The following is a 26,616-nucleotide window of genomic DNA, read 5'->3' as shown; positions in this document are numbered from 1 at the left end:
CGATGGCGACCGTCGACGCGGACCTCGGACCGGCTCCCGGTGGTGGCGGCCCGTCGCTCGCCACCCGGTTCCGCCGGCTGCCGGTGGACGTCTGGTTCAAGCCGCTCGTGATCGTCGTCCTCGCCGCCGGATTCTTCACCTGGTACGCGACGGCGACCTTCACCGACACCGAGAAGGCCCAGTTGCAGTGGTCGGTCCTGCAGGACACCATCTGGGCGCACATCAAACTGACGGTCATCGCGGCGGCCATCGTCATCGCGATCGCCGTCCCGCTCGGCATCCTGCTGACCCGTCCGTCGCTGCGGCGTCTGACGCCGATCGCGGTGGGCGTGGCGAACGTGGGGCAGGCCGCTCCGGCGGTCGGCCTGCTGGTCCTGTTCACCTTCGCCTTCGGTACCGGCTTCAAGACCGCGGTTCTCGGTCTGGTGGTCTACGCGGTGCTGCCGATCCTGCAGAACACGATCATCGGTCTGCGGCAGGTCGATGCCAACACCATCGAGGCCTCGCGGGGGATCGGTTACTCGGCGGCGCGCACGCTGTTTCAGGTGGAGTTGCCGCTGGCGGTGCCGGTGATCCTCAACGGTGTGCGGACCGCGCTGGTCATCCTGGTCGGTACCGCGACGCTGAGCACGTTCATCGGCGCCACCAGCCTGGGCACCCTGATCACCACCGGCGTCAACCTGTTCCTCCCGAAGGTGCTGGTGGCGGGAGCGATCCTGGTGGCACTGCTGGCACTGGTCATCGACTGGCTGGGCCGTCTGGTGGAACTGGCCGCCACCCCGAAGGGAGTCGCATGAACCGGCAGCTCCGCCGCTCAGCGCCCCTGACCGCGCTGGCCGCGGCACTCGTCGCCGTCCTGGCCGGCTGCGGCCTGATCAGTTCGACCGGCACCCTGCATCCGGCGGCCTCCGTCGACGGCCAGCGTCCGTTGGCCGGAGTCGATGTGACGGTGACCTCCAAGGACTTCACCGAACAGGTGATCCTCGGCAAGATCACCGGAATCTATCTCGGCGCACTCGGGGCCAACATCCGGGACATGACCGGCGCCCCGGGCTCGGCGTCGGCGCGGCAGGCCGAACTCAAAGGTGAGGCCGACATCCAGTGGGAGTACACCGGCACCGCCTGGCAGGTCTACCACCACGAAACCGAGACGGTCAGCGACCCGCAGCAGTTGTGGCAGAAGGTCCACGACGTCGAACTCGCCGACAACGATCTGGTGTGGCTGCCGCCGTCGCACTTCAACAACACCTACGCATTCGCGGCTTCGCAGCAGGTCGCGCAGCGGCTGGGTGTCAAGACGCTCTCCGATGTGGCGGCCCTGCCGGCCAACGAGCGCACCTTCTGTATCAACGACGAGTTCTTCTCCCGTGCCGACGGCTTCCTGCCCATGCTGAAGGCCTACGGCATTCCTTTCGACACCCCGGGCGGGGTGCCGCAGGGCAATGTCACCCGCATGGACTCCGGTGTCGTGTACACCTCCACGGCGAAGGGGAACCCGTGCAACTTCGGCATGGTGTACACCACCGACGGCCGCATCCCGAACCTGAACCTTCAGGTGCTGGTCGACGATAAGAAGTTCTTCCTGCCCTATAACGGCAGCGTGGTCGTCCGCCACGACTTCCTCGACGCCCACCCGCAGATCGCGCCGTTGATGGCTGCGGTCTCGGACAAGCTCACCGACGACGTGATGCAGGATCTCAACGGCCGCGTCGACATCAAGGGCGAGGATCCGGCCGACGTCGCCTACGACTGGCTGGTGTCGGCGGGTCTGGTCAAGGCCGCCGACTGACGTCAGCCTGACTGTGTGCCGTCGCGGAACGGCGGAGCGTCGCGGATGAACGCGGTCACCTCGCGGCCGGTCAGCAGATGCGCCGGTTCGGGGTCGCTGCGCAGGCGGCGGGCCAGGTCGGCGGAGTCGGGGATCGGATCGTCACCGGCGACGACGATGATGTTGCCGCTGCGCCGGCCTTTGAACATCGCCGGGTCGGCGATGAGTTCGGTGTGCGTGAAGACGTCGCTGATCGCGGCGATCTCCATGCGCGCCGACATCAGTCTGCGGCGGTCGCCCACATTGGCGATGTAGAGCCCGCCCGGCGCCAGGACGCGGCGGACCGCCTCGGTGAACTCGACCGTCTTCAGATGCATCGGGGTGACGGACTCGGCGAACGCATCGCGGATCACCACGTCGCGGGTGTGCTCGGTCAGCGAAGTGACCACGTCCCGGGCGTCGCCGACGCGGATCCGCAGTCGCGGTGCGCGGGGCAGGTCGAACCATTCACGGGCGAGCCGCGCCAGCTCCGCATCGATCTCGACGGCCACGTGACGTGACTGCGGATACCTGTCCGCCAGATAGCGGGGGAGGGCGCAGGCCGCGGCCCCGAGGTGCAGCACGCGCAGCGGTGCCGCGGCGTCGGGGTGGGCGTCGGCGATCACGTGCGCGGCCTGGCGCATGTACTCGAACTCGAGATTGCCCGGATCGAACGGGTCGATGTGACTGCTCTGCGCGCCGTTGACGGTCAGCAGCCAGCCGCCGACACCGTCCGGGGTCAACTCGGCGGTCCCGGTCGAGATGTCGAAGCTGCCGGCTTCCGGGTGGGGAGTCTTGGCCATCAGCGGCCGTACCGGCGGGCCAGTTTGGCCTTCACATCGTCGTCGGGCGACGCCGGCTCGGTGCCCGCACCGATCTCGGCGGTCGAACGGACACTGGCAGTGTCGGGGGCGCTGGCGGCCCGCAGCTCGTCCCGGATCCGGCGCTTCTCCGCACCGCGACCGTCGTCGTCGGGCGGCGGCAGCACACCGCCCTCCGCGCGCGCCCGCAACGCACGCCGATGCTTCACCTCGGCGTACACGAAGTAGGCGACGCCGAGCGGAGCCATGATCCCGAACGCCAGCCACTGCAGGCCGTACGACAGATAGGGGCCCGACTCGAGCTGCGGCAGCCCGATCGGCGTCAGGCTGCCGGGCTGGTCGTCACTCAGCTGCAGATAGAACGGGTCGAGCGTCAGCCCGGTCAACGAACCCAGCGCCGCGGTATCGATCGTGTAGGCGGTCGGGGCGCCGTTCTCGCGGCGCGGCTCCTTGCCCGGGCTGGTGCCCTCCGACTTCCGCAGCCGCGCATCCAGGCTGACCTCACCGGTGGGGGCCGGGGCGATCACCACCGAGCCGTCGCCGCCCGGGCGCACATATCCGCGGTCCACCAGGATGGTGCGGTCCGGGTCGCCGGCCACCGCGAACGGTGTCACCACCTCGACCGCGGGCTGGGAGTCGACCGATCGGAGACGCAGCCGCACCTCCTGGGACGGCAGATAGTGACCGTTCACGGTCACCTCACGCCATTCGTCGTCCGGTGCCAGGCCGGCGCCGGGCGCGGCGAGCTGATCGATCGGCACCGGGCCGGTCTTCGCCGCGGATTTGATCAGGTTGTTCCGGTGCTCCGTGGTGGTGTTCTTACCCAGCTGCCACGGCGCGAGGATCAGGAAGCAGGCGGCGGCGAAGACGACGGCCAGCACGGCCACCAGAACCCATCCGGGTTTGAAGAACGTCCGCAGCCACTGCACGCACCCAGGTTACTGCCCGCCTCGTTCAGTCCTGCTGAGAGAGGGTGGCGTACACCCAGGCGAGCAGGCCGGGCACCGCGGCCTCGATCTGTTCGCGCACGGCGGCGAAGTCTTCCGGACCGCCGTAGTACGGATCCGGAACGTCCTCGCCGTCGGCGTGCGGATCGAAGCTGCGCAGCAGCCGCACCCGGTCGCCCAGGCGCTTGCGGGACAGTTCCCGCACATGGCTGGAGTCCAGCGCGACCAGCAGATCGGCGGACAACCGGTCCGCGTCCAACTGGGCCGCCACGTGATGGTCGGGATAGCCGTTGGCGACGAGCTCGGTCCGCGCCCGGTTGTCGGCGGGCTCGCCGACGTGCCAGCCGCCGGTGCCGGCACTGGACACCCGCACCACATCGGACAGGCCCGCCTCCTGCACGGCGGCCGCGAAGATCGACTCAGCCATCGGGGATCGGCAGATGTTGCCGGTGCACACGAAGCAGACGTGCAGCACCGGGGACGGATCGGAAGGATCCCGGCTTACGTCGGTGTTGTGGTCGGACACCTGAGTACCTCGCGGAGTTCGGGGACCGTCGCGACGGTCCACGCGGCTTCGTCGACCTCCCCCGGGCGGGCGTACCCCCATCCGACGGCGATCGCCGGCAAGCCGTGCGCCGCAGCGCCTTCGACGTCGTGGGAGCGGTCACCGATCATGACCGGGGGCGTCGACTTCACCTCCGAGCCTAGTACGTCCAGGGCTTTCGCGATGACGTCTGCTTTCGATCGCCTGCCGACCGACTCGTCGGCGCCGGTGATCGTCGTGAAATACCGGTCCAGGTCGAAGTGCTCCAGGATCCGGGTGGCGACCGGGTGCGGCTTGCTGGTCGCGATCGCCAGCGTGCGGCCGCCGGCGACCAGATCGTCGAGCAACGACGCCATGCCGTCGAAGACGCTGTTCTCCCGCCATCCAATGCGGTCGTAGCGTTCCCGGTACACCGTGACCCCGCGTCGTGCGTCGGCGTCGTCGAGGCCGTAGGCCAGCATCGAATCGACCAGCGGCGGGCCCACCACCGAACGCAGGAACTCCGGGGACGGTGCCGGCCGACCGAGTTCGGGCGTGCACGAAGGACGCCGAGATCCCCGGGAAGCTGTCGGTGATGGTGCCGTCGAGGTCGAACAGCAGGGCGGTGGCCGGATCGGCGGGATCGGGGAGCGGTCGAGAGGTCACGGCCTCCATCGTGCACGTAGGGTTGTTCCCACGTCGTCCCCGGCCGCCAGGAGGAGCCCGATGAGTGTCCCGCTCAGTCAGCTGATCGAGGGACTCGAACGCGCGTACCCGCCGGCGCTGGCCGAATCGTGGGATGCACCGGGACTGGTCTGCGGCGATCCCGGCGACTCCGTCACCTCGGCGCTGGTCTGTGTCGACGTCACCGACGCGGTGGTCGACGAAGCCCTGGACCTGGGGGCCGGCCTGATCGTGGCCCACCACCCGCTGCTGATGCGCGGGGTGACCTCGGTGTCGGCCGACACCCCGAAGGGCCGACTGCTGCACCGCCTGATCCGGGGCGGGTGCGCCCTGTATTCGGCGCACACCAACGCCGACAAGGCCCGGCCCGGGGTCTCCGATGCCCTCGCCGACCTGTTCGGCCTGCACGACACCGTGCCGCTGGCACCCGAGCCCGCCGCCCCGCTGGACAAGTGGGTGGTGATGGTGCCGGAAGGCAACGCCGAGCAGGTCAGCGAAGCCATGTTCGCCGCCGGTGCCGGAGCCGTCGGTGACTACACCGACTGCCAGTGGAGTGTGGTCGGCACCGGCCAGTTCCTGCCGCAGGAGAACGCCTCCCCGGCGCTCGGCGCTATCGGCGACCTGACCCGCGTCGATGAGGAGCGCATCGAGACGGTCGCACCGCGGGCGGCGCGCGCGACCGTGCTCGCCGCGCTGCGTGACGCGCACCCGTACGAGGAACCGGCCTTCGACGTCTTCGCGCAGGTGGCGCTCGACAGCGACCTCGGACTCGGCCGGGTGGGGCGGCTGCCCGCCCCGATGCCGCTGCGCGAGTTCGTCTCCCACGCCGCCCGCGTGCTGCCGACGGCACCGTGGGGGATCCGTGCCGCCGGTGACCCGGGCGCCGAGATCAGCACCGTCGCGGTCTGCGGCGGTGCGGGCGACTCGCTGGTCGACGCCGCCGTCGCCGCGGGCGCCGACGTCTACCTGACCGGCGACCTCCGCCATCACGTCGTGGACGAGGCTCGCCGCGCCGGCGGCCCCGCCTTCATCGACGCCGGCCACTGGGCCACCGAATTCCCGTGGTGCACGACGGCCGCCGACCTGATCACCGGCCTCGGCTGCCCCGCCCGGGTCTTCACCACCTGTACCGATCCGTTCACCGTCGTCCCGAGCTGAGAAGAGACCCGCGTATGAAAGCCGCCCCGGCACACCAGCGAGAGCTGCTCGATCTGGCCGATCTCGACGCGCAGATCGCCCGGACCCGCCACCTGCTGAACAATCTGCCGGAGGTCGAGCAGCTCCTCGGCATCGATGAGCGGCTCGAGGTCGCGAAGGACGACGTGGCGCGGGCCGAGGTCGCCGTCGCCGACCTGCAGCGCGAATACGAGAAGACCGATGCGGAACTGACCGGCATGACCGAGCACGCCCAGCGGGACCAGGCGCAGCTGGATTCGGGCGCGCTCAGCCACAAGGCGCTCACCGAACTGCAGCACGAGATGTCCGGGCTGGCCCGCCGCCGCGACGCACTCGAATCCGAGCTGCTGGAGACGATGGAGCAGCAGGAGGCGACCGGCGCCGAGCTCGACCGGGCGAAGGCGGCGGTCGAGGAACTGACCGTGCAGCGTGCCGACACCGAAGCCGCGCGCGAGACGTCTTCGGCGGAGACCGCCGGCAAACTCGACGACCTCACCGGCCGGCGTGAGACGATCGTCGCCGACCTGCCGCCCGAGCTGGTGACCGCCTACGACCGGCTGCGCACTCAGGGACGGGTCGGTGCCGGCCTCGTGCGGCAGCGCCGCTGCGGAGCCTGCCGTCTGGAACTGGACCCGGTGACGCTGGGCCGCATCGCCGCCGCCGGCGAGGACGACGTCCTGTTCTGTGAGGAATGCGGTGCGATCATGGTCCGCACCGAGCAGTCCGGTCTGCCGTCCGGCCCGAAGGCCGAGTGAACCGATGACCGCGCCCAGCTGGCAGGGCCAGGTCGCCGAGCCCACCCGGCTGGTGCTGCTGCGTCACGGGCAGACGCCGCTCTCGGTGGAACGGCGATACTCCGGTCGCGGCAACCCGCCGCTGACCGAGACCGGCCGGGAACAGGCTCGGGCCGTCGCCCGCCGATTGGGCGACGGTGGCGGATTCGACGCCGTCGTCTGCTCCCCGCTGGACCGCGCCCGCACCACCGCGGAGGCGGCGGCGCAGGCCCTCGGACTGCCTGTGCAGGTGCACGACGGACTGATCGAGACCGACTTCGGTGCCTGGGAGGGACTGACCTTCAACGAAGCCGCCGACCGTGACCCCGACCTCCATCGGCGCTGGCTGAGCGACATCGACGTCGCCCCACCCGGGGGCGAAAGCTTCGCGCAGGTCGCCGACCGGATCGCGGATACCAAGGCCGATCTGGTGGATCGTTTCGCCGGGCAGCGGGTGCTGGTGGTCAGCCACGTCACCCCGATCAAGACGGTTCTGCGCGATGCTCTCGGCGTCGGCCCCGAACTGCTGTTCCGCCTGCACCTGGACCTCGCCTCGCTCTCGGAAGCCGACTACTACCCGGACGGCGGATCAGTGGTGCGCCGCGTCAACGACACCGCCCACCTGCACTGACCTCACAGTCGACGGTGACGGGCTATCGTTCAAGATGCGAACGAGCCGGCCGGGCGGCCGCGGCGAGGGAACCGTACGGGCATCCGTGCAGGCCCGAGTCGAGGAAAGTCCGGACTCCACAGAGCAGGGTGGTTGCTAACGGCAACCCGGGGTGACCCGCGGGACAGTGCCACAGAGAACAGACCGCCCGCGCAAGCGGGTAAGGGTGAAACGGTGCGGTAAGAGCGCACCAGCGTCGCGGGCGACCGCGACGGCTAGGTAAACCCCACCCGGAGCAAGGCCGAAGTCCGCACCCTCGGGTGCGGATGCGCGGACGCACGAGACTGCTCGTCTCAGTCCGCGGGTGGGCTGCTCGAGGCACCCGGCGACGGTGTGCCCAGATGGATGGTCGCCCCCGGCTCAGGCCGGGACAGGATCCGGCTTACAGGCCGGCTCGTTCGCCCGGCCGACAGGTGGAAGGGATCGAGATGCAGTTCCGATGGAGAGCCCCGTCGATCGATTTCGACGCCCTGCGGCAGGAACTCGGGGTGACCGAACGGTTCCCCGACGACGCCTGGGCCGAAGCGGAGAACGCACACGACCGGTTCGCGGGGCAGCGGGTGGACCGCACCGACCTGGAACTCGTGACCGTCGACCCGCCCGGTTCCAAAGACCTCGATCAGGCGGTCCGCCTGGTCCCCGACGGCGACGGCTTTCTGGTGCACTACGCGATCGCCGACGTCGCCGCTCTCGTCGAGCCCGGGGGAGCGCTGGATGCGGAGACGCGCCGCCGAGGCACCACCGTGTACTTCCCGGACGGGAACGTCCCGCTCCATCCGAGGATCATCTCCGAGGGCGCCGGCTCACTGCTGCCGGACGTCGACCGTCCCGCCGTCCTGTGGACGGTGCGGGTGGACGGTGCCGGCGACGTCACCGAGACCACCGTGGAGCGCGCCGTCGTGCGGTCGCGGGCCCGGCTCGACTATCAGGGCGTGGCCGCCGACGCGGTCGCCGGCACCATGAACCCGGCGATCAGCGGTCTGCAGGCGTTCGGTGAACTCCGTGAGAAGTGGTCACTCGACCGCGGTGCGGTGCAACTGGAACTGCCCGACCAGGAAGTGGTCCCCAACACGAACTCCAAGTACCGGCGCCGCTGGACTCTGCAGCTGGCGCCGCGCACGCCGGCCGACGGCTGGAACGCGCAGGTGTCGCTGCTGGTCGGCATGTGCGCCGGGCAGATCATGCGGACCGCCGGCACCGGCTTCTTCCGGACTCTGCCCGCGGCCACCAAAGAGGCCGTGGACGAGCTGCGGTCGGTGGCCCGTCACCTTCAGGTGCCGTGGCCGGACGGGGATTCGCCCGGACAGTTCCTCGCGACGCTGCCGCCCGACCAGCCGTCGACGCTGGCGCTGATGACCCAGGGTGCGCGTCTCATGCGCGGCGCCGGCTACCGGGCGCTCGAGCCGGGTGAGCAGGTCGGCGACGAGGAACTGGTCCATGCCGGCGTCGGCGGCCTGTACGCCCACGTCACCGCGCCGCTGCGGCGCCTGGGTGACCGATTCGCCACCGAGATCTGTCTCGCGGTCACCGCGGGACGGCCGGTCGACGACTGGGTGAGCGCGGCGCTGCCCGAACTCGGCAAGATCATGAGCGGCGCCGACTCCCTCTCGTCGACGGCGAACCGGCGCAGCATCGATCTGGCCGAGGCGACCGTCCTGGCCGATCAGATCGGTACCCGCTTCGACGCGACCGTCATGCGTCAGGCCGGCGCTAAACGCGCCGGGGAGATCTTCATCCCGGTACCCGCCATCATCGCGCCCTGCTCGCCGTCCCCGGACGCCGGACAGACGTGTGTGGTGGAGGTGACCGTCGCCGACCCGAAGGCCGGCGAGGTCGACTTCGCGGCGATCGGCCCCGATACGCCGCCGGCCGAGGCGCAGGCTCCGGTGACCTCGTAGCCGAGTGCATCTAGCCGTCGAGGTAGTCCTCGACGGCCACGATGCCGCGGGCCTCTTCGCGGGCGTCGAGCCGGCCCAGTACGAACTGGGCGTCGGGGGACAGGCCGCGCGACGTCAGCTCGGCGAAGTGTTCCCGGTTGACCACGGTGTCCTGGAAGTCGCCGAGCAGCGACTGGATGTGCGCCGCCCGGCGCGCGGTCTTGGCGGCCTTGGGTGATCGCAGCGGAGCCGCCGCATCGGCGGTGTACCGCAGGGCCTTGGCCTTCTTCCGGATCCGATGCACCTGGTCGATCCACTCGTCGGACCACGGCTCGAGGTCGTCGAGCCGCCGCTCGGCCTTCCGCAGATGCTTGCGCGCCTCGGCGATACCGGCCGCGGCGACCTTGTCGGCGCTGCGGTGCGCATCCGGCCCGGGTACCGGGTCGGTGACGAGGGCGTCGAGCGCGCCGAGGAGCCCCAGGTATCGGTCGGTGGACAGCGCGTAGTGCAGGCTCTTGTCGGCTCGGCGCAGAGCCGCCGCCTCGTCGTCGATCAAGGCCGTCAGCAGATCGTCGGGCACCTGCTCGTCGGCGACCAGCCCGGTGTTGATGGCCAGTGCCACCTCGCGGTCGCGGACCGCGCCGAGGATGCCGCCCAGTTCGGCGAGTTCATCGGTGACGCCCTGCACGGAGTCGGGATCGAGCACGGCCGGGAAGGAGATGAGTACCGACCGCAGCTTCCGGGCCGCGACCCGCATCCGGTGCACCGCGTCGGGGGCGTTCTCCCGGACCAGGGGGTCGGTGTCCAGCAACTCCTGATGATGCCGCACCACCGAGGCCATCACCAGGTCCAGGCCGCGGGCCTTCTTCCCGAGCCTGGCCGGCGCGGCAGGAGGTCGTGGTTCGCTGCCGAGGGTGCGCGCCAGTTTGGAGGCGCTCGACGCCTTCCGGGCACCGGCGGCCCGCAGCAGCTTCCCCGCCGACCGCAGCAGCTTCTTCCCGCTCTTCCCGCCCGTCGAGTCGTCGCCCTCGCTCGCCGAGTCGTCGCCCCCGCTCGTCGAGTTGTCGCTCCCGCCTGTTGAGTCGTCGCCTCCGCTCCTTGAGCTTGTCGAAAGGAGCTCGAACTCCCATTCCCGCCACTGCTGCGTCTGCCCGGTCAGCAGCGCGGTGCCGGTCACGCGGTCGTCGCAGAATTCGGCGATCGGCTCGTCACCGGTTCCGTGCAGGCGGCGGACGGTCCGTTCGGTGGTCAGGGTGGCGACCGGTGTCAGTTCGCGGTCCCTGATGATGGCCAGGATCGCGCGCCGGATCTCGTCGGGGACCGGGCCGGATTCGGGGGCGTCGTCGAACGGAACCGTCAGTTCACGTCGCGCCGCACCGTCGCCCGGTCGCTTCAGATGCCAGCCGGCGTCGGTGCCGCCGGTTCGTCGTCGCAGCGTGATCCTGCGGGCGGCCAGATCCAGTTGCTCGGTGTCGAGGTAGGTCGCGACCAGCTGGTAGGTCTCCGGTTCGGCGACCCGTCCGCCTTCGCTCACCAGCGGCGTGAGATCGGGTGTCTCGTCGTCGGGGTCGACGTCGAACTTGAGTTCCAGTTCGATGGATTCGCGGGCGCTCATGCGCATTGCCCGAATCGGTCGGTGGCCCGGACCAGCCGATCGGTGATACCGGGTTCGAGCGACGCGTGCCCGGCGTCGTCGACGATGTGCAGTTCGGCGGACGGCCAGGCCCGGTGCAGGTCCCAGGCGCTGCGCATCGGGCAGACCACGTCGTAGCGTCCCTGCACGATCACCGCCGGGATGTCGGCGATGGCGGCGATGTCGGCCAGCAGCTGCCCGTCCTCCAGGAAGCCGTGGTTGACGAAGTAGTGGTTCTCGATCGTCGCGAACGCCAGGTCTTCTGCGGCGGTGCTGTCCGTCCCGCCGCTTCCTTCCGGCTTCGGGATCAGGTAGCTCGTCAGATGCTCCCACCGGCTCCATGCGGTCGCGGCTTCCTGTGCCTTCGCCCGATCGGCGCCGGTCAGGAGCCGGTGATAGGCGGCCACCAGGTCGCCGTCGCGCTCGCCCTCCGGAATGGGCGCGAGGTAGTCCTCCCAGACGTCCGGGTAGATGTGCGCCGCCCCGCCGTTGTAGTACCAGTCGATCTCGCTGCGCCGCAGCAGAAAGATGCCGCGCAGCACCAGTTCGGTCACGCGGTCCGGATGGGTCTGCGCGTAGGCGAGGCCGAGGGTGGATCCCCACGATCCGCCGAACACCTGCCAGGCGTCGATGCCGAGGTGTTCGCGCAGTCGCTCCATGTCGGCGATCAGGTGATCGGTGGTGTTGACCGCGAGGGCCGCCTCGAGGGTGCCGGCCGCGTCGGCTTCGGCGATCGTCGGATGCGACTTGCCGCACCCGCGCTGGTCGAACAGCACGATCCGGTAGATCTCCGGGTCGAAGAATCGCCGGTATTCCGGTGTGGTGCCGCCGCCGGGTCCGCCGTGCACGAAGACCGCCGGCTTTCCGTCCGGGGCGCCTGAGCACTCCCAATAGATCGTCTGGCCGTCGCCGACGTCCAGGAGTCCTGACTCGTACGGTTCGATCGGGGGATACAAGTCGGCCATGACCGTCAGCCTAGTCGCGGCCCGCACGCACTACTGCCCCGTATGCGCCGCCTCATCCTCGCTGAGGAATCGACGAACGCTATACGGGGCAGTAGGGACAGTGCGGTGCGACGATCAGTACTCGTAGTCGGCGCTCGGGAACTGCTGCGCCGCCACCTCGGCCGCATAGGTGCGGGCGGCGTCGCGCAGCTCGTCGCCGAGGTTCGCGTACCGCTTGACGAACTTGGCGGTCTTGCCGCTGGTGTAGCCGGCCATGTCCTGCCACACCAGCACCTGTGCGTCGGTCTCGTGTCCGGCGCCGATTCCGACGGTGGGAATGGTCAGCTTGCGGGTGATCTGGGCGGCCAGCTCGGCGGGCACCATCTCCATGACGACGCTGAACGCGCCGGCCTCCTGGACGGCGATCGCGTCGGCGACCAACTGGTCGGCGGCGTCACCGCGGCCCTGCACCCGGAAGCCGCCGAGCGCGTTCACGCTCTGCGGGGTGAAGCCGATGTGCGCCATCACCGGAATGCCGGCGGCGGTCAGCGCGGCGATCTGCGGGGCCATGCGTTCGCCGCCCTCGATCTTGACCGCGTGTGCGCCGCCCTCCTTGAAGAAGCGGATGGCGGTCTCGACGGCCTGCTGGGGGCTCACCTCGTAGCTGCCGAACGGCAGGTCGGCGACCACCAGTGCGTGCGGGGCACCGCGCACGACGGCACGGACCAGCGGAATCAGCTCGTCGACGGACACCGGAACGGTGGTGTCGTAGCCGTACACGGTGTTGGCGCCCGAGTCGCCGACCAGCAGGACGGGGATCTCGGCGTCATCGAAGATCTGCGCCGTGGAGTAGTCGTAGCAGGTGAGCATCGACCACTTGTGGCCTTCGGCCTTCCATTCAGACAGATGCTGCACGCGGGTCTTGCGGCGGGGCTTGGAATCGGGGGTGCCGGTGGCGGCGCCGCCGTAGACGGATGCGTCGGACATGATTGCCTCATTTCTGCCTCGAGTCCCGCGGAGGTGCGGGTACCCGGGTTGGTGCGGACACTATCGATTCTTGCACCGCTCCGCGTCGCCCGGCACCCCCGGCCGGGTGGAATTCGTCACACCGCGGTCGTCGGGTCCTCCGATCAGCAGTGTCACCTGGGTCGTCCTTAACACGCGTGTAACACCGAACGCATAGGGTCGCCGTATGGATCGCCAACAGGAATTCGTGCTGCGCACCCTCGAGGAGCGAGACATCCGCTTCGTCCGGCTGTGGTTCACCGACATCCTGGGCTATCTCAAATCCGTCGCCATCGCGCCGGCCGAGCTCGAGGGCGCCTTCTCCGAGGGCATCGGCTTCGACGGATCGGCGATCGAGGGATTCTCGCGCGTGTTCGAGGCCGACATGGTCGCCAAGCCGGACCCGTCGACCTTCCAGGTGCTGCCGTGGAAGAGCGAGGGCAAGCACTACTCGGCGCGCATGTTCTGCGATATCGCCATGCCCGACGGTTCGCCGTCGTGGGCCGACCCGCGCAACGTGCTGCGCCGCCAGCTGAACAAGGCCGCCGACCTGGGCTTCACCTGCTACATCCATCCGGAGGTGGAGTTCTTCCTGCTGAAGAACCTGCCCGAGGACGGCAGCGAGCCGATCCCCGCCGACAACGGCGGCTACTTCGATCAGGCCGTGCACGACACCGCGCCCAACTTCCGCCGGCACGCCATCGACGCGCTCGAGGCGACCGGCATCTCGGTCGAGTTCTCGCACCACGAGGGCGCGCCCGGCCAGCAGGAGATCGATCTGCGATACGCCGACGCGCTGAGCATGGCCGACAACATCATGACCATGCGCTACCTGGTCAAAGAGACGGCCATCAACGACGGTGTGCGCGCCACGTTCATGCCGAAGCCGTTCAGCGAGTACGCCGGATCGGGCCTGCACACCCACATGAGCCTGTTCGAGGGCGAGAGCAACGCCTTCCACAACGCCGACGATCCGCAGCAGCTGTCGGACACCGGCAAGCGTTTCGTGGCCGGCATCCTGCATCACGCGGGGGAGATCAGCGCCGTCACCAACCAGTGGGTCAACAGCTACCGTCGCCTCATCCACGGCGGGGAGGCCCCGACGGCCGCCACCTGGGGACGGGCCAACCGTTCGGCGATGGTTCGTCTGCCGCTGTACACGCCGAACAAGGCGTCGTCGCGCCGCGTCGAGATCCGCACCCCGGACTCGGCCTGCAACCCGTACCTGACCTTCGCGGTCCTGATCGCCGCGGGCCTCAAGGGCATCGCGAACGACTACGAGCTGCCCGACGAGGCCGAGGACAACGTGTGGGAGCTGACCGGCGCCGAGCGTCGTGCGATGGGCTACAAGGAGCTGCCGTCGTCGCTGGCCGAGGCACTGCGCGAGATGGAGAACTCCGAACTGGTCGCCGAGGCCCTCGGTGAGCACGTCTTCGACTACTTCCTGCGGAACAAGTGGTCGGAGTGGAGCGAGTACCGCGGCCAGACCACGCCCTTCGAACTGAAGAGCTACCTGACCCTCTGAGCGGCGCCGACTGCAGGACTAGTCTGACAACTGTGACCTCTTCCACCGAGCGCACCGGCGGTCGTTCCGCGATCCCGAGCCCCGGGCGTCTGGGTCTGCTCGATCCGGCGGCCCGCGAGAACCTGGCGACCCTGGGCTGGAACAATCCGGGCAGCGTCGACCTGCTGTGGGCGTTGTCGCGTGCCCCCGACGCCGACCTCGCCCTCAAAGCACTCGTGCGGTTGCAGGCCAATCAGCGGCCGGTCGCCTGGCGCGAGATCGACGCCCTGCTGCGCAGTGACCGCACCTTCCGGGGCCGGCTGCTCGGTGTTCTCGGATCCTCCGACGCGCTCGGCGACCATGTGGTCGCCGAACCGGATTCGTGGCGACTGCTTCTCGAACGCCGCCTGCCGACCGCCGAACAGGCCCGTGAGGCACTGTTGGCCTCGGTCGGCGCCGTCGCCGAAGGCGATCCGGACGCACCCGTCTACCGGGCGCAGCTGACCGGCCCCGATGCGGTACGCGAGCTGCGCACCGCCTATCGCGATCAGGTGCTGCAGCTCGCTGCACAGGACCTGGCGGCGACCGTCGAGGACGAGCCGGTGCTGTACCTCCCCGAGGTGGGCGGCCACCTGTCCGATCTGGCCGATGCCGCGCTCACCGCCGCTCTCGCGGTCGCGGTGCGCGTGGTGCTCGACGACAAGCCCTTGGACAACCGGATCGCCGTCATCGCCATGGGCAAGTGCGGTGCGCGGGAGCTGAACTACGTCAGCGACGTCGACGTCATCTTCGTCGCCGAGCCCGCCGACTCGGTGTCCGACCGGATCGCCGGTGAACTCATGCGCGTCGGGTCGCTGGCCTTCTTCGAGGTCGATGCCGCGCTACGGCCGGAGGGCAAGCGCGGAGCCATGACCCGCACCCTCGAATCGCACGTCGCCTACTACCGCCGGTGGGCCAAGACGTGGGAGTTCCAGGCGCTGCTGAAGGCACGGCCGATGGCCGGGGACCGGGCCCTCGGCGCCGACTACATGGCCCAGATCGGGCCGATGGTGTGGGAGGCCGCCGACCGGGACGACTTCGTCCCCGACGTGCAGGCGATGCGCCGGCGCGTGGAGTCGCTGGTGCCGGAGGGGGAGAAGGAGCGCGATCTCAAGCTCGGCGAAGGCGGTCTGCGCGACGTCGAGTTCGCCGTCCAGTTGATGCAGATGGTGCACGGCCGCGTCGACGAGACCCTCCACGTGCGTTCCACCCTCGAGGCGATCGACGCACTCACCGACGGCGGCTACATCGGCCGCACCGACGGCGCCAACATGCATGCCTCCTACGAGTTCCTGCGCACCCTGGAGCACCGGCTGCAGCTGCAGCGACTCTCGCGCACCCATCTGCTGCCCGATCCGGCCGACGACGACGCCATGCGGTGGCTGGCCCGTGCCGCCCACATCCGTCCGGAGGGCAGTGACGACGCGGCGGCCGTGCTGCGGCGGGAGCTGCGGCACCAGAAGGGCCGCGTCCGTCAGCTGCACGAGAAGCTGTTCTACCGTCCGCTGCTCGAAGCGGTCACGCATTTCGACAAGGACTCGCTGTACCTGCACAACGAGGCGGCGCAGCGGCAGTTGGCGGCACTGGGCTACGCCATGCCGGACCGTGCCCTGGCCCACATCAAGGCGCTGGCTTCCACACCGGGACGCCGCGGCCAGATCCAGCTGCTGATCCTGCCGAGCCTGCTGCAGCACATCAGCGAGACCCCCGACCCGGACGCCGGCCTGCTCAACTATCGCCGCCTGTGCGAGGAGCTCACCGACACCGAATGGTTCCTGCGGCTGCTCCGCGACGACGGTGTGGTCGCCGAGCGGCTCATGCACGTGCTGGGCACCTCGGAGTACATCGCCGACCTGCTGATGCGGTCGCCGGACGTCATCCAGCTCTATACGACCGGTGCCACCGGCCCGAAGCTGTGCACGGTCACCTCCGAAGAGGTGTCGAAGGCGATGATGGCGTCGGCCATGCGGCACGCCGATCCGGCCAAGGCCATCGAGGTCGCGCGCTCGCATCGGCGCGCTGAACTCGCACGCATCGCCTCGGCCGACATCCTCGGCCTGATGGACGTGCAGCAGGTGTGCCGCGAACTGTCGTCGGTGTGGGCGGCGGTGATCAACGCGGCGCTGGCGAAGGTGATGGCCGATTCGGCGGCCGACCGCGGCGAGGCCCCGGCCCGCATGGCCGTCATCGGGATGGGACGCCTCGGCGGCGGCGAACTGGGTTACGGCTCGGACGCCGACGTGCTGTTCGTCTGCGATCCGGTGCCCGGCGCCGATGAGACCGACGCGCTGCGCTGGGCGCAGGGCGTCGCCGACAAGGTCCGCAGCCTGCTGGGCGCCCCCAGCGCCGATCCGCCGCTCGAAGTGGATGTGGGTCTGCGGCCGGAGGGCAAGAACGGGCCGATCGTCCGCAGCCTGGCGTCGTACCGGAACTACTACCACCAGTGGGCCGAGCCGTGGGAGGTGCAGGCGCTGCTGCGTGCGCACGCCGTCGCCGGCGATCCCGACCTGGGCATCGAGTTCCTGCACATGATCGACGACATCCGTTATCCGGAGGGCGGCGTCTCACCGGAGGCCGTCAAGGAGATCCGCCGGATCAAGGCGCGCGTGGACGCCGAGCGGCTGCCGCGCGGCGCCGATCCGGCCACCCACACCAAGCTGGGCCGCGGTGGTCTCGCCGACGTCGAGTGGACCGTGCAGCTGTTGCAGCTCAAGTACGCGCACGAGTATCCGGAGCTGCACTGCACACCGACCGTCGAGGCACTCGACGCGATCGGCGAGGTCGGTCTGCTGCCGACGGAGGACGTCGAGAAGCTCAAGGACGCCTGGCTGACGGCCACCAAGGCCCGCAACGCGCTGGTGCTGGTCCGCGGCAAGCCGATCGACCAGTTGCCCGGTCCCGGGCGCCAGCTGAGGGCGATCGCCTATGCGGCGGGGTGGCCGCAGGACGAGGCGCTCGAGTTCCTCGAGCACTACATGCGCCTGACCCGGCGGGCCAAGGCCGTCGTCACCGAGGTGTTCGGAGCCTGACTCAGTCGGTGGCGCCGCCGTCGGCGACCGACAGGATCTTCAGAGCGAAGATGATGGTGTCGCCGGCTTCGATCCCGGCCTGCGGGTTGCCCTGCGCGTAGCCGTCGGCGGAGGTGATCACGACGGCGACCGTCGAACCGATCTTCTGGCCGGTCAGGGCCTGGCCGAAGCCGGGGACCACCTCTTCGGCGCTGAACGCCGCGGGCTGTCCCTTCTGGTAGGCGCTGTCGAAGACCTGGCCGGTGCGGCCGTTGACACCCTCGTAGCAGACGTTGACCGACGTCGACGCCGACACTTCGGCGCCGTGACCCTCGTGCAGCGTCTTCACCTGGGTCTTGTCGACCTGGAACGGGGTGGTGAGGTTGATCGACGGTGCGGTCTTGTCGGTCTGGCCGGTGATCTCGGCCTTGCCCTTCGCGCCGGTGACGGTCCACTCCGGTGCGCCGCCCTTCGGGGCGCCGTTCGGGCAGGTGGTGGTGTTGCCGTCGCTGTCGGACGAGCAGCCGGCGAGCGCCAGCACGGAAGCGGCGACGGGAACGAGGACGAGAGCCTTGGGCAGGGCGCGGAAGTTCATGACATGACACCCTACCGTCGCGTCTCCGGCAGGCTGCGGCGTCCTACTCGTCGGTCGACGTGCAGCGGCCGCCGGGGAGCTGGGCGAGGTGCTCGCCGATCCAGTGCGCCACCTGATTCATGGTGGAGATGCCGCTCGAATAGGTCTCGTAGGTCTGGTGCGAGCTCATCGACACCGAGGCCCGGGACCCGTCGGGAAGCGCGACCAGACCGATCTGGCGCACCGTGTAGCCCTCCGACTCGTCATCCGGGTTGTCGGGGCCCCAGCCGCCCTTCACCGGGGCGTTCGGCTGAATGCTGCGCAGACCCCAGTCCTGGTCACCGTTGACGCGGGTCATGCGATCGATCACCGGGGCACTGTCGCGCATGCACGGCAGGTGCGCGGTCCAGATCGCCGAGTCGGCGGTGGACCACGGGGTCTCGCCGAAGAACGGCCACGGCGCGCCCTCGGGGGAGGGTTCGACGACGGTGTGCTCGTCACCGCCTTCACGCAGCGTGGACGTGATGGTGGAGATGGCGTTCTCCGCCGAGCCCATCGCCAGCGTCATCGTCCAGGCCGCGGATTCGTCGGACTCGGTGATACCGATCTCCTCCGCGCCGTCGGCTCCGCCGTTGCGCTGCGTGATCAGCGACAGGGGAACTTTGCTGATCGACCAGGCCAGGGGGACGGACTGATCGCCCAGGAGGATCGGAGTTCCGCCGCCGACCGGCACGATCGCGACGCCGACCGGGACATCGGTTTTCAGCTTCAGGAACGAGTCGCTGAGCACGGCCGCGTTGTGCTGCTGCCGCTCGGCCTCGGCGGTGTCGGCGGTCGCCGAGCCGGTGCCGTGATGACGACGATCGATCAGCACCAGGCCGACCACGAGAACGGCCACGAGGGTCAGCGTCACCGCGATGACGATGTCCCTCCGCCTGCGCCGCGAGGTGGTGCGGTGCCGCAGAGCCGTCGGGAGGACCCGCTTCTTTCCGCTCATCTCACCGCCTCGTCTCGTTCATGTCCCGCGCCACGTTATCTCATGTCGTGCCGGTGTTCTCTGTGAGGATCCTGGACGGGAAAGGGTGGCCTCACCCGAGGGAGAGCTCGCTGCTCAGGAACCTGACCTGCTGCTCGATGACGGTCCCGAAATGGGGGTCGGCGTAGATGCCGAAGTGTCCGGCGGCCACGCGATGGAGCTCGGCGCGTGCACCGAGTCGTCGGGCGGCGGCCAGCGTGGGAGCCACCGGGGTCAGATCGTCGTGGTCGGCGGCGAACAGCTGGATCCGGCACGGCAGCCGGTCCAGGCGGCTGACCGCTCGGAACACGGGCAGGGAGGCGAAATCGCGCAGTCCGACACGGTTGTGCCACTGCGGTCCGGCGATCGCGGACACCTCCTCCCACGACTGATCCGAGACGTAGGCGGACCGGGTTCCGGCCGGCCCCATGGCGCGGACGTAGAAGGGCGGGCGGCGCGTCAGCGCGCGGGTCACGTCCCGGGTGACGGCCGCACTCAGCCACGACATGTGCCGTGCCGGGTTTTTGGCCACCAGGAACCGGAGGGTGGCGAGGTTGTCGAGGTTCGGTACTTGAGCGATCACCGCCGCGATCCTCCGGTCGGCGGCAGCCGCCGCGACGACCAGACCACCGGAGTACGACGTGCCCCACAGGGCGATCCGGTCCGGATCGATGCCGTCGATGCTCCGGACCGCAGCGATCGTGCATTCGTAGTCGCGCAGCTGCGAGGTCACCGACACGACGTCACGAGGCTCGCCGTCACTGTCCCCGAACCCGGTGTAGTCGATGACGAGTGCGTGGATGCCGGCGGCGCTGAACTGCTCGGCGTAGCGGTCGAGGCCGCAATCGCGCGTCAGGCTGTAGCCGTGTCCGAGTATCACCGCCGGCGCGCGGCCGTCCCCGTCACACAACTCTGATGGTGCGGCGGGGTAGTGCCATGCGGCCAGCGTGTGGCCGTCGCGGGGGATGCGGAGGTCTGTCCGTTCGTCGGCGCTCATGAGCCCGATCCTTGCCCATTTCCACGGACGGCGAAAGAGAGAAGGGACGCCGGCCAGTACGGCCGGCGTCCCCTCCCGGGATCAGATCAGCTGATCAGCAGTCGTAGTACAGCTGGAACTCGTACGGGTGCGGACGGATCTGCACCGGATCGATCTCGTTCTCACGCTTGTACGCGACCCAGGTGTCGATGAGGTCCTCGGTGAAGACGCCGCCGGCGGTCAGGTAGTCGTGATCCTCTTCCAGCTTGTCGATCACCGCGGACAGCGAGGTCGGGGCCTGCGGAATGCCCTTGGCCTCCTCCGGCGGGAGCTCGTACAGGTCCTTGTCGACCGGCTCGTGCGGCTCGATCTTGTTCTTGATGCCGTCCAGGCCGGCCATCATCATCGCGGCGAACGCCAGGTACGGGTTGCCCGAGCTGTCCGGGCAACGGAACTCGAGGCGCTTGGCCTTCGGGTTGTTGCCGGTGATCGGGATACGGACGCAGGCGCTGCGGTTGCGCTGGCTGTACACCAGGTTGATCGGAGCCTCGTAGCCCGGAACCAGACGCTTGTACGAGTTGATGGTCGGGTTGGTGAAGGCCAGCAGGCTCGGGGCGTGGTGCAGGATGCCGCCGATGTAGTAGCGGGCCAGATCCGACAGACCGGCGTAACCGGACTCGTCGTGGAACAGCGGCTTGCCGTCCTTCCACAGCGACTGGTGGGCGTGCATGCCCGAACCGTTGTCGCCGAACAGCGGCTTCGGCATGAAGGTGACCGACTTGCCGTTCTGCCACGCGGTGTTCTTGATGATGTACTTGAACAGCAGGACGTCGTCCGCGGCGTGCAGAAGCGTGTCGAACTTGTAGTTGATCTCGGCCTGGCCGCCGGTGCCCACCTCGTGGTGACCACGCTCGAGCGTGAAGCCGGCGTTGGTCAGGTTGGTCGACATCTCGTCGCGCAGGTCGACGTAGTGGTCGTACGGGGCCACCGGGAAGTAGCCACCCTTCGGGCGCACCTTGTAACCGAGGTTCGGGGTGCCGTCCGGGTTGGTCGGAGCCGAGGTGTTCCAGGCGCCCGAGACCGACTCGACCTCGTAGAAGGTGCCGTTCATCTCGGAGCCGTAGGACACCGAGTCGAAGATGTAGAACTCGGCCTCGGCACCGAAGAAGCAGGTGTCGGCGATGCCGGTCGACTTCAGGTAGTCCTCGGCCTTGCGGGCGACGTTGCGCGGGTCGCGGCTGTAGGCTTCACGGGTGAACGGGTCGTGGACGAAGAAGTTCAGATTCATCGTCTTGGCCTTGCGGAACGGATCGATCCGCGCGGTCGACGGGTCGGGCAGCAGCATCATGTCCGACTCGTCGATCGACTGGAAGCCGCGGACGGAGGAACCGTCGAAGGCCAGGCCGTCCTCGAAGACGGACTCGTCGAAGGCCGAAGCCGGGATCGAGAAGTGCTGCATGGTGCCCGGAAGATCACAGAAGCGGATGTCGACGTACTCGACACCTTCCTTCTTGATGCCTTCGAGCAGTTCTTCGTTCGTGGTGTACACGTTCGCCGGACTCCTTATTACTTGCCGTGCGGCCAGAACCTCTGGCCGGCAACTCACGCCGGAAAAGGTCGTGAATCTCGGGTCTCACGCTAGGGAAGCGACATTGCCCGAGAGTCACCCTAATGTTTCCCGCATGTTACGCAGCACCCTTTCACGTTGCGTCCCGATGGCGCCGATGAGGTGGGAGGGGGCGCGGAAACAGGTGTGAATCGGCAGGTCAGTACACTTGCGGGCATGAGTGCTTCGGGCGAGAGCAGGCAGAACGGGCAGAATCGGCAGAACCGGAAGAACGGTCCGAACCGGAACAACGGGCCGTCCCGTGCCGAACTGCGTGAGGCCGCCGGAACCTGGCTGACCGGCCCGTACCGCGGAGACACCGACAACGAGTACCGAGGCCAGGACCTCGGCCTGCCGGAATCGGGTCCCGGTTCGCTGGCCGGCGGCTGGACCCGCGTGCTCGGCCTGCTGGTCGACTGGCTGCTGGCCTACGGCATCGCGCTGATCTTCGTGCCGTTCGGCTCGAGTCAGATCGGCCTGGTGGTGCTGGGGATCTGGTTCGTCGTCGGCGTCGTGACCGTCACACTGTTCGGGTTCACCCCCGGACAGTTCATCGTCGGCACCCGGGTCGCGCGTGTCGACTTCGGTCCGGAGCGGGCAGCGGCGGAAGCCGCCGGGACACAGCCGCGCGCCGCGGTCGGACCCGTGCGGGCTCTGGGCCGTCAGCTGCTGGTGATGTTCGTGGTGCCGGCGCTGATCAACGACTACAACGGCCGCGCCATGCACGATCGGGCCACCGGGACGGCGATCGTCCGCACCCGCTGACGCCCTCGGCCGCTCGCCGACTGTTACATTGACCGATGTCATAGTTGCGTCGTCGAGTGGAGTGCAAGCGCATGGACGTCATCGGAAACCTGACCCGGGCGGTCACGTCCCGGATCGGCTATCTGCGGGGAGTGCCGGACATCGACCCACAGGGGGCGGTCGTCCTGATCACCGGCGGCGCGCGGCATCGGGGAGAAGACCGCGGCACTGTTCGCCTCCCGGGGTGCGCAGGTCTGGATCGGTGACCTCGACGAGGACGTCGCCAAGCAGACGGCCGCCGCGATTCCGGGCGCCGTCGCCCGTCGCCTCGACGTCACCGACCGGGCGTCGTGGGCTCCGCTGATCGACGAGATCCTGGCCGAGCACGGCCGGCTCGACGTCCTGGTCAACAACGCCGGAGTCATGCCGGTCGGACCGTTCGCCGACGAACCCGAAGCGACCACCGATCTCATGCTCGACGTCAACGTGCGCGGCGTCCTCAACGGCATGCACGCCGTACTGCCGCTGATGGCACAGGCCGGCAGGGGCCACGTGGTGAACGTGTCCTCGATGGCCGGCATGATCCCGCTGCCCGGGATGGTCACCTACAACACCAGTAAGTACGCCGTGCTCGGCGGTTCGCTGGCCGCCCGCCGCGAATACGACGGCACCGGGGTCACGGTCTCGGCGATCATGCCGTCGGCCGTCCGCACCGAATTGTCGTCGGGCGCCGACCTGTCCGTGCTGCCGACCGTCGACCCCGACGACGTCGCCGCTCAGATCCTGCGCACGCTGACCACCCGGGCCGCCACGACCTCCTCGCCCACCTGGGTGCTCCCGGGATGGGGACTGGTCGAGGCGTTCCTTCCCGAGACCGTCGAACGCTTCGCCCGCCGCCTGATCGGTCACGACCAGGCCATGGCACTCGATCCGATCGGCCGGCGAACGTACCTCGATCGCATCGAACGGCACGCGAGCCAGAACGCCGCCGTCGGCGGTCGCGCCGCCGCCGAGGCGGACCGATGAGCCGCATCGCCCTCGCCATCGGCTGCGGCGGGACGATCGGCGGAGCCTGGTCGATCGCCGCGCTCAACGCGCTGTCCGAACAACTCGGGTGGGATCCCCGCGACGCGGCGATCGTGCAGGGCACCTCCGCCGGCGCCGAGATCGCCACCATGCTCGGCGGCGGGTTCACGGTCGGCGACCTGGTCGACATGCAGCTCGGTCTGGCGAGCGACGAGCGGCTCGCCGCCCACCTCGCCGACACCCCGTCGGGCATCCCGCCGATCCCCGGCCCCGCCGTGCCCGCCCTGTCGACCCTCACGCGGAGCGGCGGACACCGGGCCCTGACCGGCATCGCGCCGCGCGGGCGCGGGGACGCCGGCTGGCTGGACCGCCTCGCCACATCCGTCTGCCCACCCGGTGAGACGTGGGTCGACCGTCCGGGCATCCGGCTGGTCGCCTACCGCCCGGGCGACGACCGACGTATCGCCTTCACCGGGCCGGGGGAGGCCACCGGAGGCGACGGCGCGTTGAGCACGGCCGCCACCCTGAGCCAGGCGCTCCGCGCGTCCTGGGCGATCCCGTCGTGGATGCCGCCGGTGGACGTCGCCGGCCGCCGCTACGTGGACGGCGGCGCGGCCTCCACCGCCTCGGTCGATCTGATCGGCGCCGACGACGCCGACGTCGTCTACGTGATCGCGTCGATGGCCGGACTCGATGACGTCCGCGGACCCGGTCTCGGCGGCCTCGCCGAGGCGACGCTGCTGCGCAGGCCGATGTCCGCGGTCCTGCAGCGCGAGGTCCGGCAGGTCCGCTCCCGGGGCACCCGGGTGGTCGTGATCTCTCCGACCGCCGACGAACTCGATGTGCTCGGCGCCAACTTCATGAGTCGCGGCCACCGTGCCGAGGCCTTCGAGAAATCCCTGCACACCACCCGCGCGACGGTCGCCGCCGCCCTCGAACTGCAGGACGTGCGATGACCGGCGACCGCGTCCGCGAACCGCGGATCATCGTCATCGGTGCCGGTGTCGCCGGAATCACCGCGGCTCATGTGCTGACGCAGGCCGGATTCACCGACGTCACCGTACTGGAGAAGGGCTCCGACGTCGGCGGCGTCTGGTACTGGAACCACTACCCGGGCCTGACCTGCGATGTCCCGTCGCAGATCTACCAGTTCGGGTGGGCACCCAAACCCGACTGGAGTCGCGTCTGGGCGACCGGCCCGGAGATCCAGCGGTATCACCGCGACGTCGTCGACCGGTCCGGGCTGTCCGGTCTCATCCGCTGCAACGTCGAGGTCGTCTCCGCCGATTTCGACGACGCCACGGCGGAATGGACCGTCACGACCGCCGACGGTGAGACGATCACCGCCGACTTCGTCCTCTGCGCGACCGGCGTGCTGGAGAACCCGAACATTCCCGACATCGACGGACTCGACGATTTCGCGGGCCCGGTGGTGCACACCGCGCGCTGGGACGACGACCTGCAGACCGACGGTCAGCGGATCGCGGTTCTCGGCACCGGTTCCACTGGAGTCCAGGTGGTCTCGGCGCTACAGCCGCGAGCGGCGAAACTGATCCACTTCGTCCGGTCCCCGCAATGGGTGCTGTGGGCGCCAATGCAGCTGCCGCAGGTGCCCGGCACCGCCTCGCTTCTCGGCCGGCTGCCGACGGTGCACCGCGACCTGTATCGCGGTCTGCTGTGGGGGTCGGGCATCTTCGCCGACGTCGTGCTGCGCCCGAGCTGGCGCCGTCGTCTGGTGCAGGAGTACGCGCAGCTGTCGTTGCGCGCCCAGGTCCGTGACCCGAAGCTGCGTGCCAGGCTCACCCCCGACTATCAGCCGCTGTGCAAACGGCAGGTCGTCTCCGGCACGTATTACAACGCGCTGCAGAAGCCGAACGCCGAGCTCGTCAGTGAGGCCATCGACAAGGTCACGCCGACCGGCATCGTCACCGCCGACGGCGTGGAGCACGGCGTGGACGTGATCGTTCTGGCCACCGGGTTCCGGGCCCACGACTACATGCGGCCGATGGCGATCACCGGCGCCGGCGGGCTCACCCTCGACGAGGCCTGGGCGCAGGGGCCCCGCGCCTACCGGATGACCGCGATTCCCGGCTTCCCGAACCTGTTCACCGTGCTCGGACCCAACTCGCCGACCGGATCGATCTCGTTGCAGCATTCGGCGGAGCTGACCGCGAACTACATCAGCCAGTGGATCGACCGCTGGGCACGCGGCGACGTCGACCGCATCGAGGTGACCGGCGAGGCCACCGACCGGTTCTACGACGAGGTCGCCCAGGCCATGGGGCCGACGGTCTGGAACACCGGCTGTAACTCGTGGTACTTCACCGAGTCCGGCACGATCGACCTCTGGCCGTTCGACCGCAAGACGATGGAACGCATGCTCGACACCCCGGACCCGGCCGACTTCACCGTGGAAACCGGCGTCGCCGCACCCAGCGGTTCACCCACGGCGTAGCAGGACTTACGCGTTTTGTAGCGAAAACGCCGGGCAGGGCGGGCACAATGTCTCCCATGACTAACACAGCAGTGACGCAGACACCGCCGATCGAGTGGCCCGACTACGGCATCGGCTTCGTCGACGCCATCAAGCGCGGATTCAAGAAGTACGCCACCTTCTCCGGCCGCGCGAGCCGCCGTGAGTTCTGGTGGTGGGTCCTGGGCACCGCCGTCATCGGCGCTGTTCTGGGCATCCTGTTGGGGCTCGGTATGCACACCGATACCTACTCCGGCACCGTCTCGCTCAACGCCTTCGGCGTCATCATGTCGATCCTGCTGGTCGTGTTCGGCCTCGGCATCATCGTCCCGACCATCGCCGTCACCGTGCGCCGTCTCCACGACGCCGGCTTCTCCGGCTGGTTCTACCTGCTCACCCTGATCGGCGGCATCGGCGGCATCATCGTGTACATCATGTGCGCGCTGCAGACCTCGCCGAACGCGCCGAAGTACGGCCCGCCGGTGCCGGCCGGTTACGTGCCGCCGACGCACGGCCACCAGGGCCAGGTGCCGCAGGGCCAGGTCGCCCCGCAGGGTCAGGTGCCGCCGCAGGGCCAGTTCGCTCCGCAGGGCCAGGCCGCCCCGCAGGGTCAGGTTCCCCCGGTGGCGCCGCAGGGTCAGGTGCCGCCGCAGGGCCAGACCGGTTCGCTCGGCGGACTCCTGCACGAGGCAGAGCAGAAGATCGAGGGCCAGGTTCCCCCGACCCAGCAGCCCCCGCAGGCCTGATCCCCACCGATTCGAGAAGAGAAGTGCCCCGGTCCATCGGACCGG

Annotated in this window: 23 protein-coding genes, 1 other RNA gene and 1 pseudogene; 14 read left to right on the top strand and 11 right to left on the bottom strand. The window is 69.3% G+C overall.

What is annotated here, in order from left to right; genetic code table 11:
* The first annotated feature begins 2 nt into the window (after positions 1-2).
* Positions 3-797 (top strand): ABC transporter permease, encoded by a 795-nt coding sequence (locus QM774_RS06215; protein ID WP_414976607.1) that lies wholly within the window; start codon positions 3-5, stop codon positions 795-797.
* Positions 794-1,789: a glycine betaine ABC transporter substrate-binding protein gene (locus QM774_RS06210; RefSeq protein ID WP_414975046.1), complete on the top strand. Its 996-nt coding sequence runs from the start codon at positions 794-796 to the stop codon at positions 1,787-1,789. Before QM774_RS06215 ends, QM774_RS06210 begins: the two co-directional genes overlap by 4 nt.
* Before the next feature lie 2 nt (positions 1,790-1,791).
* Here the strand turns inward: QM774_RS06210 and QM774_RS06205 are convergent, their stop codons facing one another.
* From QM774_RS06205 to QM774_RS06190, 4 genes are read right to left on the bottom strand one after another with little or no spacing between them, the layout of a single operon-like run.
* Positions 1,792-2,610: a spermidine synthase gene (locus tag QM774_RS06205; RefSeq protein ID WP_414975045.1), complete on the bottom strand. Its 819-nt coding sequence runs from the start codon at positions 2,608-2,610 to the stop codon at positions 1,792-1,794.
* Positions 2,610-3,557, bottom strand: a complete 948-nt coding sequence (locus QM774_RS06200) for an SURF1 family protein (RefSeq protein WP_414975044.1) — start codon at positions 3,555-3,557, stop codon at positions 2,610-2,612. The genes QM774_RS06205 and QM774_RS06200 overlap by 1 nt, the downstream gene beginning before the upstream one ends.
* A 25-nt stretch (positions 3,558-3,582) precedes the next feature.
* Positions 3,583-4,050: a low molecular weight protein-tyrosine-phosphatase gene (locus tag QM774_RS06195; protein WP_414976606.1), complete on the bottom strand. Its 468-nt coding sequence runs from the start codon at positions 4,048-4,050 to the stop codon at positions 3,583-3,585.
* Positions 4,051-4,076: 26 nt separating this feature from the next.
* Positions 4,077-4,607, bottom strand: a complete 531-nt coding sequence (locus QM774_RS06190; protein ID WP_414975043.1) for an HAD hydrolase-like protein — start codon at positions 4,605-4,607, stop codon at positions 4,077-4,079.
* A 217-nt stretch (positions 4,608-4,824) separates the two neighbouring features.
* Between QM774_RS06190 and QM774_RS06185 the strand changes: the two genes are divergently transcribed.
* The 5 genes and pseudogenes from QM774_RS06185 to QM774_RS06165 all read left to right on the top strand — a co-directional run bounded on the left by QM774_RS06185 (position 4,825) and on the right by QM774_RS06165 (position 9,299).
* Positions 4,825-5,940, top strand: a complete 1,116-nt coding sequence (locus QM774_RS06185; protein WP_414975042.1) for a Nif3-like dinuclear metal center hexameric protein — start codon at positions 4,825-4,827, stop codon at positions 5,938-5,940.
* Positions 5,941-5,954: 14 nt separating this feature from the next.
* Complete coding sequence (locus QM774_RS06180) at positions 5,955-6,713, top strand: zinc ribbon domain-containing protein (protein WP_414975041.1); 759 nt, start codon at positions 5,955-5,957, stop codon at positions 6,711-6,713.
* Positions 6,604-7,362 (top strand): annotated as a pseudogene (locus tag QM774_RS06175) (bifunctional RNase H/acid phosphatase); the annotation flags it as partial. The gene QM774_RS06180 and the pseudogene QM774_RS06175, both read left to right, overlap by 110 nt.
* Positions 7,363-7,403: 41 nt before the next feature.
* Positions 7,404-7,802: RNase P RNA component class A (gene rnpB / locus QM774_RS06170), an RNA gene on the top strand.
* Positions 7,803-7,829: 27 nt separating this feature from the next.
* Positions 7,830-9,299: an RNB domain-containing ribonuclease gene (locus QM774_RS06165; RefSeq protein ID WP_414975040.1), complete on the top strand. Its 1,470-nt coding sequence runs from the start codon at positions 7,830-7,832 to the stop codon at positions 9,297-9,299.
* A 10-nt stretch (positions 9,300-9,309) separates the two neighbouring features.
* On the opposite strand, the gene QM774_RS06160 is transcribed toward QM774_RS06165, so the two are convergent.
* The 3 genes from QM774_RS06160 to panB form a co-directional block, all read right to left on the bottom strand.
* On the bottom strand, positions 9,310-10,893 hold the full coding sequence (locus QM774_RS06160) for a CHAD domain-containing protein (protein WP_414975039.1): 1,584 nt from the start codon (positions 10,891-10,893) through the stop codon (positions 9,310-9,312).
* Positions 10,890-11,876, bottom strand: a complete 987-nt coding sequence (gene pip, locus QM774_RS06155) for a prolyl aminopeptidase (RefSeq protein ID WP_414975038.1) — start codon at positions 11,874-11,876, stop codon at positions 10,890-10,892. The genes QM774_RS06160 and pip overlap by 4 nt, the downstream gene beginning before the upstream one ends.
* 114 nt (positions 11,877-11,990) lie before the next feature.
* On the bottom strand, positions 11,991-12,842 hold the full coding sequence (gene panB, locus QM774_RS06150; protein ID WP_414975037.1) for a 3-methyl-2-oxobutanoate hydroxymethyltransferase: 852 nt from the start codon (positions 12,840-12,842) through the stop codon (positions 11,991-11,993).
* A gap of 205 nt (positions 12,843-13,047) precedes the next feature.
* On the opposite strand from panB, the gene glnA (QM774_RS06145) reads away from it, so the two are divergent.
* Positions 13,048-14,385: a type I glutamate--ammonia ligase gene (glnA, locus tag QM774_RS06145; RefSeq protein WP_414975036.1), complete on the top strand. Its 1,338-nt coding sequence runs from the start codon at positions 13,048-13,050 to the stop codon at positions 14,383-14,385.
* A gap of 32 nt (positions 14,386-14,417) precedes the next feature.
* Entirely contained in the window at positions 14,418-17,432 is a 3,015-nt protein-coding gene (locus QM774_RS06140) for a bifunctional [glutamine synthetase] adenylyltransferase/[glutamine synthetase]-adenylyl-L-tyrosine phosphorylase (RefSeq protein WP_414975035.1), read from the top strand.
* Between the two features lies 1 nt (position 17,433).
* Here the strand turns inward: QM774_RS06140 and QM774_RS06135 are convergent, their stop codons facing one another.
* The 4 genes from QM774_RS06135 to glnA (QM774_RS06120) all read right to left on the bottom strand — a co-directional run bounded on the left by QM774_RS06135 (position 17,434) and on the right by glnA (QM774_RS06120) (position 21,525).
* The gene (locus QM774_RS06135) at positions 17,434-18,006 is read right to left on the bottom strand and encodes an FKBP-type peptidyl-prolyl cis-trans isomerase (RefSeq protein WP_414975034.1); all 573 of its coding nucleotides are present in this window, start codon (positions 18,004-18,006) and stop codon (positions 17,434-17,436) included.
* A 43-nt stretch (positions 18,007-18,049) separates the two neighbouring features.
* Positions 18,050-18,982, bottom strand: a complete 933-nt coding sequence (locus QM774_RS06130) for a hypothetical protein (RefSeq protein WP_414975033.1) — start codon at positions 18,980-18,982, stop codon at positions 18,050-18,052.
* A 91-nt stretch (positions 18,983-19,073) separates the two neighbouring features.
* Positions 19,074-19,997: an alpha/beta hydrolase gene (locus QM774_RS06125; RefSeq protein ID WP_414975032.1), complete on the bottom strand. Its 924-nt coding sequence runs from the start codon at positions 19,995-19,997 to the stop codon at positions 19,074-19,076.
* A gap of 94 nt (positions 19,998-20,091) precedes the next feature.
* The gene (gene glnA / locus QM774_RS06120) at positions 20,092-21,525 is read right to left on the bottom strand and encodes a type I glutamate--ammonia ligase (protein WP_414975031.1); all 1,434 of its coding nucleotides are present in this window, start codon (positions 21,523-21,525) and stop codon (positions 20,092-20,094) included.
* A gap of 327 nt (positions 21,526-21,852) precedes the next feature.
* On the opposite strand from glnA (QM774_RS06120), the gene QM774_RS06115 reads away from it, so the two are divergent.
* From QM774_RS06115 to QM774_RS06095, 5 genes are all read left to right on the top strand, one after another.
* Positions 21,853-22,347 carry an RDD family protein gene (locus QM774_RS06115; protein ID WP_414976605.1) on the top strand — a complete coding sequence of 165 codons (495 nt, stop codon included), beginning with the start codon at positions 21,853-21,855 and terminating at the stop codon, positions 22,345-22,347.
* A gap of 186 nt (positions 22,348-22,533) precedes the next feature.
* Entirely contained in the window at positions 22,534-23,352 is an 819-nt protein-coding gene (locus QM774_RS06110) for an SDR family oxidoreductase (protein WP_414976604.1), read from the top strand.
* Positions 23,349-24,308 (top strand): patatin-like phospholipase family protein, encoded by a 960-nt coding sequence (locus tag QM774_RS06105; RefSeq protein WP_414975030.1) that lies wholly within the window; start codon positions 23,349-23,351, stop codon positions 24,306-24,308. The genes QM774_RS06110 and QM774_RS06105 overlap by 4 nt, the downstream gene beginning before the upstream one ends.
* On the top strand, positions 24,305-25,807 hold the full coding sequence (locus tag QM774_RS06100) for a flavin-containing monooxygenase (RefSeq protein WP_414975029.1): 1,503 nt from the start codon (positions 24,305-24,307) through the stop codon (positions 25,805-25,807). The genes QM774_RS06105 and QM774_RS06100 overlap by 4 nt, the downstream gene beginning before the upstream one ends.
* Before the next feature lie 56 nt (positions 25,808-25,863).
* A complete protein-coding gene (locus QM774_RS06095) occupies positions 25,864-26,571 on the top strand; it encodes a DUF805 domain-containing protein (RefSeq protein ID WP_414975028.1) in 708 nt (235 codons plus the stop codon).
* Positions 26,572-26,616 lie beyond the last annotated feature (45 nt).

Origin of the sequence: Gordonia sp. (in: high G+C Gram-positive bacteria), from assembly GCF_047600565.1 — a bacterium.
In the GTDB taxonomy this organism is placed as follows: domain Bacteria; phylum Actinomycetota; class Actinomycetes; order Mycobacteriales; family Mycobacteriaceae; genus Gordonia.
The sequence above is the reverse complement of the archived record's forward strand: the minus strand, read 5'-3'. Positions and strand labels throughout refer to the sequence as shown.